We start from the raw sequence: 11283 nt of genomic DNA on the forward strand, positions 1-11283 counted from the left end.
CTGGAGCTGGCTGACCACCGGGCCGAGCTTCGAGCCCGGCGCGTCGGCCGGGCCGACGGTGAATTTTTCCGCCGCCGTTTTAGCATAGGCGGCCGCCTCGTCGTGACGCTCGCGCGGCACGAACATGCGCGTCGGCGCGTTGCAGGACTGGCCGCTGTTGCCGAGGCAGCCGGCGACGCCCTTGGTGACGGCCTTGGCGAGGTCGACATCGGGAAACAGGATGTTGGCCGACTTGCCGCCAAGCTCCTGATGCACGCGCTTGACCGTGTCGGCGGCGGCCTTGGCGACCAGAATGCCGGCGCGGGTCGAGCCGGTGAAGGACATCATGTCGACATCCGGGTGGCAGGCCAGCGCCTGGCCGACGGTCGGGCCATCGCCATTGACGAGGTTGAAGACGCCCTTCGGCACGCCGGCCTCGTCGATGATCTCGGCGAAGATGATGGCGTCGAGCGGCGCGATCTCCGACGGCTTCAGCACCATGGTGCAGCCGGCGGCAAGCGCCGGGCCGACCTTGCAGGTGATCTGGTTCAGCGGCCAGTTCCACGGCGTGATCAGGCCGACGACGCCGATCGGCTCCTTGACGATCAGCGAGGAGCCCTTCACGTGGCGGAACTGAAAACTCTTCAGCACCTCGGCCATCTTCTCCAGATGCGCCTGGCCGACGCCGACCTGGCTGTCCAGCGCCATCTGGCGCGGCGCGCCCATCTCGCGCGAGACGGCCAGCGCCAGGTCCTTGCTGCGCTTCTTGTAGACCTCGATGACGCGGTTGAGGATCTCGAGCCGCTCTTCAACCGAGGTGAAGCCGAAGCTGTTGAAGGCGCGCTTGGCCGCCGCCACCGCCTTGTCGACATCGGGCTTGGTGCCAAGCGAGATCTGCGCGAAGGCATCCTCGGTGGACGGATCGATGACGTCGAAATTGTTCGGAACGACCGGATCGACCCAGGCGCCGTCGATGTAGAACTGCAGATTATGGGACATGGGTTCCTCCTCGGTCGGCCGTGGTTCTCGATTGTGGGGCGTCGTATTCCGCCAGTGATAACGATGCAATTAGGTCAAACGCAAGACCTGGTCGTTGAGCCAGAGGTTGACCGCTTTCACCCTGAGGCATCGCGCATACAGCCTGGCTTTCAGCGCTGGCGCTGCCCCTCATTGTCCTGCCGGCCCCCGTGAACGGGGAGAAAGTGGCTGGCCGCAGCCTCGGCGCTTTGTCCTGCAACGCTGGCGATTGGCGAAGCCGTCCGCACAGCGTCCTTCGCCCCGTTTACGGGGAGAAGTGCCCGGCAGGGCGATGAGGGGCGGCGCCGACATCGACAATGGCACTCGCCAGACGCGCTGCACCGCCATCAGTCGGGCTCGAACGCACTCGCCGCGACATAGATCGCGGCCAGCTTCTCGATGCCGGCCTGGTCCTCCTTGTCGAAGCGGCCGGGCAGCGGGCTGTCGAGGTCGAAAACGCCGAAGATGCCGTCATTGTCCCTGAGCAGCACCACCAGCTCCGAACGCGAATCCGCGTCGCAAGCAATGTGGCCCTCGAACTCGTGGACGTCCTTGACCAGCATCGACATGCCCAGATCGACGGCGGTGCCGCAGACGCCCTTGCCGACGGCGATGCGCACGCAGGCCGGCTTGCCCTGGAAAGGGCCGAGCACCAGCTCTTCGTCCGATTGCAGGAAGTAAAAACCGGCCCAGTTGAGGTCGGGCACCATCTGGTAGATCAACGCCGCGGTGTTGGCTGCGTTGGCGATCGAGTCGCGCTCGCCTTCGAGCAGCGCCTTAAGTTGCGCGGCGAGATCATTGTAGAAGGCCGGCTTGTCCGTGCTCTCGATCGCTTTTGCCGCAAACATCGTCGTGCCTCCGTTGCCAGGACGCCGAAGCGCCCGCTCCGCTCTCTCTGCCACCAGGTGAGCGATGAGGCTATCACGAAATCCCCCGGGATGATGACGATTGCGGCGGCGGCAGCAAAGCGTAGGTCGGCGCTGCCCCTCATTGCCCTGCCGGGCATTTCTCCCCGTATAGTGACGGGGAGAGGAAGCGCTCTCCTCGACGGTGTCGCCAATCGCGAGTGTTGTAGAAAAGGCGCCGACGTCGCGCTCATCTGCCTTCTCCCCGTTCACGGGGAGAAGGTGCCGGCAGCGGGGCGGCGCGACGTTTCTAATTTCGCCCCAGAGTGCGCGACGTATGGGACCGGCTTCAGGTCTGCCGGCGGCCGAAGACGCGGGCAACGCGCCCCAGCAGGCTGGGACCTGGAGCAGCCGACTTGACCGGCGCCGGCGGCGCGGCCGGCTCGGCACCGGCACGATTTTCCAGGTCGGACACCATGGCCGTAACCGCCTTGTTGACATCGAAGGCCGATGTCGGACGGGCGTCCTTCATTCGTTGCTGGGTCAGCGGCGAACATGTCGGGCGGCCGTCCGCGCCGAGTACCTCTCCCATGGTGAGCTGGTGGGTGAAGCGGAAAAGGGCAAAGACGGCATATTTGGTCGCCTGCGCGTCATAGGCGCGGCTTTCGACCTTGGCATGGATTTCCAGCAGCTTCGGGATCAGGAACTGAGCCTTGTCCGGCGCGGCTTCGCCTTCGTATGGCAAGGTGCTCCAACCGGCCTTGATCAATGTGGCCCTGAATTCGGCTGGCTCTCGCCAGAGGGCGACGACAGTCGCGGGATCGACAAAAGCCGTGACGTAGTTCCCCTTCATGTTGTGGGCGATGCCGACCTCGTCCAGCAAACGCTTGCATTCGGGAACGAGCCAGACGGCCTTTGGAAAGATCGACTGGAATTCGAAGTCGTAGTTCAGTTCCATCCGAAAAGCCTCCGGCGTTTCATCACCCTGACCTTCCGTCAAGTCTCGCAATTTCTACTTAAGGTTTTGCCTATCTTGCTTGGTGAACGGCTGATTGACTGGCGTCCCCGTTGCCAGCCGGCCGGGCCACCCGCTACAGTTCCAGCCGCCTCAGGAAAGAGCATCGTGACTTCCAATTCCGCCAACCGCAAACGCGACCGCGCGCAGCCGGCGGCGGGCGAAGCCCCCCTCGCCTTCGCCGTGCTGGTCTTTCCCGGCTTTCCGATGATGGCGTTTTCCTCGCTGATCGAACCGCTGCGCGCGGCCAACGTACTCGCCAAGCGCGAATGCTACCGCTGGGTGATCGTCGGCGCGGATCCCGGCACGGTCGAGGCCTCGAATGGCGTCGTCATCCAGCCGGGCTTTTCGGCGGCCGATGCGCCGAAGGTAGACCGCATCGTCGTCTGCTCCGGCGGCGATGCCGACCATGTCGTGGCCGACGAGGCGATGAGCTGGATCCGCAAGAGCCTGCGCGGCGGCGCGCATATCGGCGCGGTTGCGGATGCAGCGTTCTTCCTCGCCCGCGCCGGCCTGCTCGACGGACATGCCTGCACCCTGCACTGGACCAGCCAGGCCGCCTTCACCGAGGCTTTCCCCGATATCGAGCTTCGGCGCGATCTCTTCGTCATCGACCGCAAGCGTTTCACCTCGGCCGGCGGCGTCGGCAGCCTCGACATGATGCTGGAGATCATCACGCGCGACTATGGCGCCGAACTGGCGGCGGGCGTCGCCGAATGGTTCGTGCACAGTCCTTTGCGATCGAGCGTCGACCGCAAGCTGATGCCGCTCAGGCTGCGCACCGGCGTGCAGAACGAGCTGGTGCTGTCGGCCATCGCGATCATGGAGGACGCGGTGGAGGAGCGGCTCGGCATGGCGGAGCTGGCGACAAGGCTCGGCGTCTCCCCGGACAAGCTCGAGCGCAATTTCCGCGCCGAGCTGGACATCTCACCCAACGGCTACTACCGGCGGCTGCGGCTGAAACGGGCGGCCGACCTGCTGGCGCATTCGACGCTGATGGTGCGCGATGTCGCGCTGGCGTGTGGGTTTGCCTCGATGTCTAGTTTTGCGCGGGCATTTCGCGAGGAGCACGGGCACGCGCCGAAGGCGATGCGAAGGCAGTAACTCTTCACTGTGCTGAATGCTGAGACGCTGGCGGGACAGCGTCCCCCTCTGGCCTGCCGGCCAGTCCGGCAGGACAGAGGGGGCGAAGGATCTCGGCGCCTGTAGTTCGCCTCACCACATCTGCGGCATCCGGCACGACATTTGCGGGAATCCGCACACACTTCGTATGACGCATAGCCCATGTTCTCCGCTTCAGGAGGCACCGCCATGAGCATCGTCGTTTTCGACCCCGACAGCACCGAGGATGTGGACTTCAAGGATCGCATGCGCCATCCGGCGGCCGCTGATCCGGCGGGCGGCATGTGGCTCTCCGACACCGAGCCGTCCTTCATCGATGCGGATGCGCTGCGCAAGGGGCGGCTCAAGAAACTGCGCGGCTGGATGCGCGAGGCAGGCTATGGCGCGGTCGTCCTGTTCGACCCCTACAACCAGCGCTACGCCACCGGCTCGCGCAACATGTTCGGCTATTTCCTGCGCAACTCGACCCGCTATTTCTTCATCCCGACCGAAGGGCCGGTGGTGCTGTTCGAATATCCGCAGAGCTACCACGTCTCGATGGTGCTCGATACGATCGACGAGGCGCGGCCGTCGAAGCTGGTCTGGTCCTCGGTATCGGGCCGCGACGACGAGACCGCCGGGCCGTTCGCCGACGAAGTCACCGAACTCCTGAAGAAGCATGGCGGCGGCTCGATGAAGCTCGGGCTCGACCGCTGCAGCCATCTGCAGGCGCTGGCGCTCGAAAAGCGCGGCTGCGAGGTGCGCGATTGCCAGGGCGAGATCCTGGCCGTGCGCGCGGTGAAGACGCCTGAGGAAGTCAAATGCCTGCAGGCGTCCATGGCCGGCGCCGAGGCCGCAGTGTCCGCCGTGCGCGAAGCGATCAAGCCCGGCGTCTCCGAAAACGAGCTGTTCGCCATCATGTATGGCGAAGTAATCCGCCAGGGCGGAGAGTTCATCGAGACGCGGCTGCTCACCTCCGGCCAGCGCACCAATCCGTGGTTCAGCGAAGCGAGCGGGCGCAAGATCAGGCCGGGCGAACTGGTCGCGCTCGATACCGACACGATCGGCTGCTACGGCTATTATTCCGATTTCTCGCGCACCTTCCGCTGCGGGCCGGGCAAGCCGACCGCCTACCAGAAATCGCTCTACCGCATGGCGCACGACCAGGTTCAGCACAATATCGGCATCGTGAAGCCCGGCATGGCCTTCCGCGAGATTGCCGAGAAGGCCTGGAAGATCCCGGACCGCTTCGTCGACCAGCGCTACACTTCGGTCATGCACGGCGTCGGCATGCATGGGGAGACGCCGTTCATCGCGCACTCGATGGACTATGAAACCTATGGCCGTGACGGCATCATCGTGCCCGGCATGGTGGTCAGTGTCGAAAGCTATATCGGCGAGAAAGGCGGCCGCGAGGGCGTCAAGCTCGAGGACGAGGTGCTGATCACCGAGACAGGGACGGAGTTGCTGTCGCGGTTTCCGTATGAGGACGATTTTCTGGAGCAGCAGGTTTGATGTCGGCATGATATTGCAAGCCTTCGAGATTAGCCGCAGCAGCCGTGAGGTCGTCATCCTAGGGCGAAGCAAGGAGCGCGGCGACGCGGCGCAGACCCTAGGATCCATGCCGCAACGTCAGAGCGTTGCAACGGTGCAGAATTCTGTTCCGCTGCATTTTTCGCTAGAGGTAACGGCATGGATTCCAGGGGCTTCGCGACGCCGCTTCGCGGCTGCTTCGCCCTGGAATGACGAAGCGCGAGCATCCGCATGAAAACGCCCATTTCCATCCGGCGCGGCACCGTGGCCGCGGTGTTCATCGATCTCCAGGAGGAGCATCGCAAGGACGAACGCTATCTGGTCGACGGGTTCGGCGACATCCTCGCCAACGTGCAGCGGCTGCAGGCGGCGGCGCGGCGCAATTTCGTGCCGCTCTACCACTTCGCCTACATCGTCGACCTTGCCGAGGCGCGGCCGTTCCATCCGGTGGACGCCAGCGGCAAGTCGGCCTTCTCCGACAAGGACGATCCGCTGACGGCGGTCTGCGCGGACGTGGCGCCGGCCGAGGGCGAGACGATGCTGATCAAGACCGAGGCCAGCGCCTTCGGCAACGGCGCCTTCGCCGACCGGCTGAAGACGGCGGGCATCGAATGGCTGGTGATTGCCGGCGTCTGGACCGAGGCCTGCATCGACGCCACGGTGAAAGATGCGGTGGCGCGTGGTTTCCGCGTGCTGCTGGTCAAGGATGCCTGCGGCAGCGCGAGCGCCGCCATGCACCAGACCGCCATCCTCAATCTCGCCAACCGGCTCTATGGCGGCGCCGTCACCGGCACGCTCGATGCCTGCCGGCTGCTGGCGGGCGACACGGTCGATGCGTGGCAGGTCGAGGGGTCGGTGCCGCTGCGCTTCACCTACAAGAACGCGGCGCGGCTCTACGACGAGCTCTGATGGCAAGCCGATGGGCACGACCCACCAGATCGAAGCGGCCAGGCGGGGGAAGTACACCACCCTGCTCGACCCGGAGCTGTGGGACTATATCGACCAGGTCAATGCCTGGTTTCCGCCCGAGATCGCGGCGCAGCCGATCGCGGAGCAACGGGCGGTCTACAACGCGATGTGCCGGGCCTTCCACCCAGGCTATCCGGCCGGTGTCACGGCGAGTGACGGCGTGGTCGCTGCCGACGGCCGCGACATCGCGGTCCGGCGCTACCGATTGGCCGGCAATGCGCCGCGGGCGATCGTCGTCTACTACCACGGTGGCGGCTTCGTGCTCGGCGACCTCGACAGTCATGACGACATCTGCGCCGAGATCTGCGCCGCCACCGGCTTCGAGGTGATCTCGGCCGACTACCGCCTGGCGCCGGAGCATCTCCATCCCGCCGCCTTCGAGGATTGCCTCGCCGTGTTCGAATGGGTGGCGGCGACAAGCGCGCTGCCGATCGTGCTCTGCGGCGAGAGCGCCGGCGGCAACCTCGCCGCTGCTGTCGCGCACGCCACGCGCCGCAGCCAGCGCCATGCCTCCGGTCAGGTGCTGATCTACCCCGAACTCGGCGGCGAGACGGGCCGCTCTTATATCGAGCATGCCGAGGCGCCGTTGCTCAGCCTCAGCGATATCGAGTTCTACCGCCGCATCCGGTCCGCGCCGGGTCAATCGCTGGACGATCCGACCTTCTCGCCGCTGCGCGACAGCGATTTTACCGGCCTGCCGCCGACCTTCATCATCACGGCCGAATGCGATCCGCTGTCGTCCGACGGCGAGGCCTATCGCGACCGCATCGTCGCCGCCGGCGGTTCGGCCTGGTGGCAGGAAGAGCCGCGGCTGGTGCACAGTTTCCTGCGCGCCCGCAACAGCGTGCCGCGCGCCGGCGAAGCGTTTGCGAGAATTGTTGCGGATATTGGCAGGCTTGGCGCGGCGATGGAGCGCTGATCTCCCCCCTTGTGGGGGAGATGGCCGGCAGGCCAGAGGGGGGCGCGAAGGATCGCGGCCACTCAGAATCCTTAGGATTCAAAACCATTCGTCATCGCAGCGGCGCTGATAGCCGAGATGCTGGGCGGGACAGCGCCCCCTCTGTCCTGCCGGACATCTCCCCCACGAGGGGGGAGATCGGCTGCATCGACGCCCTGCGGAACAGCGCACAAGAACTGCGGAAAAGCGAACATTTCCCTGTGTAACCCCGCCCTATCATCGCCGCAGGCCAACGGGCGCTCCGGCGAGACGCATCCGCCCCCCGCACCGCGACCGGCCGGGGCGCCCAACAGGGAGGGAACGACGATGAAATTCATGCTGACCGACAGAAAACTGCACCCGCGGGCAAAGCCCACCGCCGACGATTTCAGGAAAGGCGGCATCAGCCGGCGCGAATATCTTGCCATCATGGCCGGCTTCGGCGTCAGCGCCGCCGGCGCCTTCGCGTTGGGCGGGCTCGGCACGTCGCCTGCCCGCGCGGAAGAGCCAAAAAGGGGTGGCATCTTGCGCGTCGCCATGAACGTCAAGGGTTTCAAGGATCCGCGCACCTTCGACGGCGTCGAGATGTCCAACGTGGCGCGCCACTGCAATGAATATCTGGTGCGCTGGAACACAGACTTCAGCTTCGAGCCATGGCTCTTGGAAAGCTGGGAGACCAGCGACGATGCCAGGACAATCACGCTGCACGTGCGCAAGGGCATCAGCTGGTCGAACGGCGACACCTTCAACGCCGACGACGTCATCCACAATTTGACGCGCTGGTGCGATGCTTCTGTCGCCGGCAACTCGGTCGCCGCGCGCATGGGCGCACTGGTCAACGCCGACACCAAGAAGCCGGTCGATGGCGGCATCGAGAAGGTCGACGACTTCACCGTCAAGCTCAACCTGCCCAAGCCCGACATCTCGCTGATCGCCGGCATGGCCGACTATCCGGCGCTGATCATGCACCGCTCCTATGAGGGCGACGGCGACCCGAAGAAGGCTCTAGCCATCACCACCGGCCCTTGCGAACTGGTGAGCTGGGATGCCGAGACGGGTGCGGAGGTGAAGCGCAAGGACAAGCCCTGGTGGAAGGGCGAGTTCCATCTCGATGGCATCAAATGGGTCGACTACGGCTCCGATCCCAACGCCATGCTGTCGGCCTTCGAATCCGGCGAGATCGACACCGACCACGAGACGGCTTCGGACGCCGTATCGCAGACCGAAGAGATGGGGCTCGAAAATTCCGAGATCGCCACCGGCTCGACCATCGTCGCCCGCTTCAATGTCGGCAATGCGCCCTACGATGACGACAAGGTGCGCCGCGCCGCCCAGCTTGCCGTCGAAAACTCGGCCGTGCTGAAGCTCGGCATCGACGGTCGCGGCAAACCCGCCGACAACCACCATGTCGGCCCGATGCATCCGGAATTCGCCGATATCGGCCCGGCCAAGCGCGACGTCGACGCGGCGAAGAAGCTGCTCGCCGAGGCCGGCAAGGCGGACCACGAATTCGACCTCATCTCGGTCGACGTCGAATGGCAAAAGAGCACCGGCGACGCGATCGCCGCGCAGATGCGCGAGGCGGGCCTGAAGATCAAGCGCACCGTGCTGCCGGCCGCCACCTTCTGGAACGACTGGAGCAAATACCCCTTCTCCTGCACGGAATGGCTGGGGCGGCCGCTCGGCGTGCAGGTGCTGGCGCTTGCCTACAAATCGGGCGCCGCCTGGAACGAAAGCGCCTATGCCAACAAGGAGTTCGACGAGCTTCTCGACAAGGCGCTGGCGATGCCCGATGCCGCCCAGCGCAAGGAGATCATGGCCAAGATTGAGCAGAATTTGCGCGATAGCGGCATCATCATCCAGCCCTACTGGCGCTCGGTCTACCGCACCTACCGCAAGGGCGTGCAAGGCTGCGAGCAGCACCAGTCGCTCGAGCAGCATTTCGAGAAAGTGTGGCTCGACTCCTGATCCCTCCCAGGGTGGCAACCCCGGCCGGCGCGGCTCTTGCTGAGCCGCGCCGGCCGTTGCCATATGCGCCCATTCACCACAGATTGCATGCGGCCTCAGACCGGCAAGCGCGGAAGCAGTCAGGCATGGACCACTTCGACCTCGGCACCTATCGCCGCCCCATCTCTACCTCTTCGGCCGAGACGCAGCGCTGGTTCGATATCGGGCTGAACTGGTGCTACGGTTTCAACCACGAGGAAGGAATAAGATGCTTCGCGAAGGCGCTGCAGACTGATCCCGATTGCGCCTTCGTGCACTGGGGCATCGCCTATGCCGCGGGGCCTTTCTACAATCTGACCTGGAAGGAGCATGGCGAGGCCGAGGCCGACAGGGCCACCAGGCTTTGCTTCGACCATGTCCAGCTTGCGCTCGCCGGCAGCGCCCGATCGAGCGCTGTGGAGCGGCGGCTGATCGAGGCGCTGGCCGCGCGGTTCCAGAAACCGTATCGCGTGGCGCCGGCGGAATTCTCGCTGTGGGACGACGCCTATGCCGCCGCGATGCGACAGGTCTATCGCGATTTCCCAGACGACCATGACGTGATGGCACTCTTCGTCGAGGCGCTGATGATGCGCACCGTCAGGCGCCTATGGGATCTCAGGACCGGCAAGCCGGCGCCGAATTCGGACGTGCTGGAGGCGCTCGACGTCTGCGAGCGCTCGATCAGGGTCTCGGACGAGGCCGGCACGACGCCGCATCCGGCGGCCCTGCATTTGCACATCCACCTGCTCGAAATGTCGACCCAGCCCGAGCGTGGCATGCGCTCGGCCGAACGGCTTGGCACGATGTGTCCCGATGCCGGCCACATGAACCATATGCCGGGCCACATCCATGTGCTCTGCGGCGAATACGAGAAAGCAAAACTCGCCAGCGAAAAGGCGGTGCGCGCCAACGATCTCTACCTCGCCTATGCCGGCGAGACGACCTACTACCTGCTCGGCTGCTGCCACGACCTGCATCTGATGATGTTCACCTGCATGTTCCTCGGCCAGTACAAGCCGGCGCTGTGGGCGGCCGACAAGGTGCGCAGCCTGGTGACGCGCGATGTCGTCGGCATCCCCGACCGCCCGAAGCTGACGCAGACGGTTGAGGGCTACCATGCGATGAAATCGCACGTGCAGGTGCGCTTCGGCCGCTGGCGGGAGATCATCGACGAGCCGATGGTTGCCGAGCCCGATCTCTATGTGCTGACGACGGCCATGCAGCACTACGCCAAGGGTGTCGCGCATGCGACGCTCAAGCAGTTCGCGGAAGCCGAACAGGAGCGCGAGCGCTTCCACCGGCACCTGGGGCGCATTCCGACGGAACGGCGCTTCCTCAGCAACCCGACGCGGGACTCGCTCGCCGTGGGTGCCTGCTTGCTCGACGGCGAGCTTGCCTACCACCAGGGGCGGCATAACGAGGCCTTCGAGCACTTGCGACGCGCAGTCGAGCTCGACGACAACCTCTCCTACACCGAGCCCTGGGCGTGGATGCATCCGCCGCGCCATGCGCTGGCGGCGCTGCTGCTCGACCAGGGCCATGCCGAAGAAGCCGAGCAGGTCTATCGCGACGATCTCGGCCAGAGTGCGCGGTTCAGCGCTGCGCCCAGCATCCGGACAATGTCTGGGCGCTGCACGGGCTGGTCGAATGCTTGGGGCGGCGCGGCGAGACCGACCAGTTGCCTGGGTTCCAGGCCAGGCTCGCTACGGCGTTGGCAAAGACCGACGTGCCGATCACCTCGTCCTGCCTGTGCAGGACAAGCGCGCATTCAGGGCACGACTGCTGCCATTGAGGATAGCCCGCCCCTGTGCGCCGTCACCAATCTCGCGTACACAAGTCCTGATCCAACCCGGCCCCGCGACGTGAGAACCCCATGCGATTGGTGCTAAGTAGTCTCTTCC

8 protein-coding genes and 1 pseudogene are annotated in these 11283 nt (G+C 65.2%); 6 read left to right on the forward strand and 3 right to left on the reverse strand.

The window, feature by feature from the left end:
* The 3 genes from EN738_RS22130 to EN738_RS22140 form a co-directional block, all read right to left on the reverse strand.
* Positions 1–978: aldehyde dehydrogenase family protein (locus tag EN738_RS22130; protein WP_127285578.1), on the reverse strand; the 978-nt coding region annotated here is incomplete at its 3' end.
* Positions 979–1343: 365 nt separating this feature from the next.
* Positions 1344–1844 (reverse strand): GAF domain-containing protein, encoded by a 501-nt coding sequence (locus tag EN738_RS22135; RefSeq protein ID WP_127285579.1) that lies wholly within the window; start codon positions 1842–1844, stop codon positions 1344–1346.
* Between the two features lie 346 nt (positions 1845–2190).
* A complete protein-coding gene (locus EN738_RS22140) occupies positions 2191–2799 on the reverse strand; it encodes a hypothetical protein (protein ID WP_127285580.1) in 609 nt (202 codons plus the stop codon).
* 264 nt (positions 2800–3063) lie between these two features.
* Here EN738_RS22140 and EN738_RS22145 point away from each other — a divergent pair, with 264 nt between their 5' ends.
* The 6 genes and pseudogenes from EN738_RS22145 (at position 3064) to EN738_RS22175 (ending at position 11174) form a co-directional block, all read left to right on the forward strand.
* Positions 3064–3960 carry a GlxA family transcriptional regulator gene (locus EN738_RS22145; protein WP_245494602.1) on the forward strand — a complete coding sequence of 299 codons (897 nt, stop codon included), beginning with the start codon at positions 3064–3066 and terminating at the stop codon, positions 3958–3960.
* 207 nt (positions 3961–4167) lie between these two features.
* A complete protein-coding gene (locus EN738_RS22150) occupies positions 4168–5472 on the forward strand; it encodes a Xaa-Pro peptidase family protein (protein WP_127285582.1) in 1305 nt (434 codons plus the stop codon).
* A gap of 249 nt (positions 5473–5721) precedes the next feature.
* Positions 5722–6399, forward strand: coding sequence for an isochorismatase family protein (locus tag EN738_RS22160; protein ID WP_127285583.1), 678 nt, complete (start codon positions 5722–5724; stop codon positions 6397–6399).
* Positions 6400–6409: 10 nt separating this feature from the next.
* Positions 6410–7378: an alpha/beta hydrolase gene (locus EN738_RS22165; protein ID WP_127285584.1), complete on the forward strand. Its 969-nt coding sequence runs from the start codon at positions 6410–6412 to the stop codon at positions 7376–7378.
* Between the two features lie 345 nt (positions 7379–7723).
* Complete coding sequence (locus EN738_RS22170) at positions 7724–9364, forward strand: ABC transporter substrate-binding protein (RefSeq protein WP_127285585.1); 1641 nt, start codon at positions 7724–7726, stop codon at positions 9362–9364.
* A 125-nt stretch (positions 9365–9489) separates the two neighbouring features.
* A pseudogene (locus EN738_RS22175) lies at positions 9490–11174 on the forward strand (tetratricopeptide repeat protein).
* Positions 11175–11283 lie beyond the last annotated feature (109 nt).

This window comes from Mesorhizobium sp. M4B.F.Ca.ET.017.02.2.1 (assembly GCF_003998955.1).
Lineage (GTDB): Bacteria > Pseudomonadota > Alphaproteobacteria > Rhizobiales > Rhizobiaceae > Mesorhizobium > Mesorhizobium abyssinicae.

What these genes read in the sequence shown, in the direction of transcription:
- EN738_RS22135 (WP_127285579.1), bottom strand. Translation starts at nt 1,844, where the DNA reads ATGTTTGCGGCAAAAGCGATCGAGAGCACGGACAAGCCGGCCTTCTAC.
- EN738_RS22140 (WP_127285580.1), bottom strand. Translation starts at nt 2,799, where the DNA reads ATGGAACTGAACTACGACTTCGAATTCCAGTCGATCTTTCCAAAGGCC.
- EN738_RS22145 (WP_245494602.1), top strand. Translation starts at nt 3,064, where the DNA reads ATGATGGCGTTTTCCTCGCTGATCGAACCGCTGCGCGCGGCCAACGTA.
- EN738_RS22150 (WP_127285582.1), top strand. Translation starts at nt 4,168, where the DNA reads ATGAGCATCGTCGTTTTCGACCCCGACAGCACCGAGGATGTGGACTTC.
- EN738_RS22160 (WP_127285583.1), top strand. Translation starts at nt 5,722, where the DNA reads ATGAAAACGCCCATTTCCATCCGGCGCGGCACCGTGGCCGCGGTGTTC.
- EN738_RS22165 (WP_127285584.1), top strand. Translation starts at nt 6,410, where the DNA reads ATGGGCACGACCCACCAGATCGAAGCGGCCAGGCGGGGGAAGTACACC.
- EN738_RS22170 (WP_127285585.1), top strand. Translation starts at nt 7,724, where the DNA reads ATGAAATTCATGCTGACCGACAGAAAACTGCACCCGCGGGCAAAGCCC.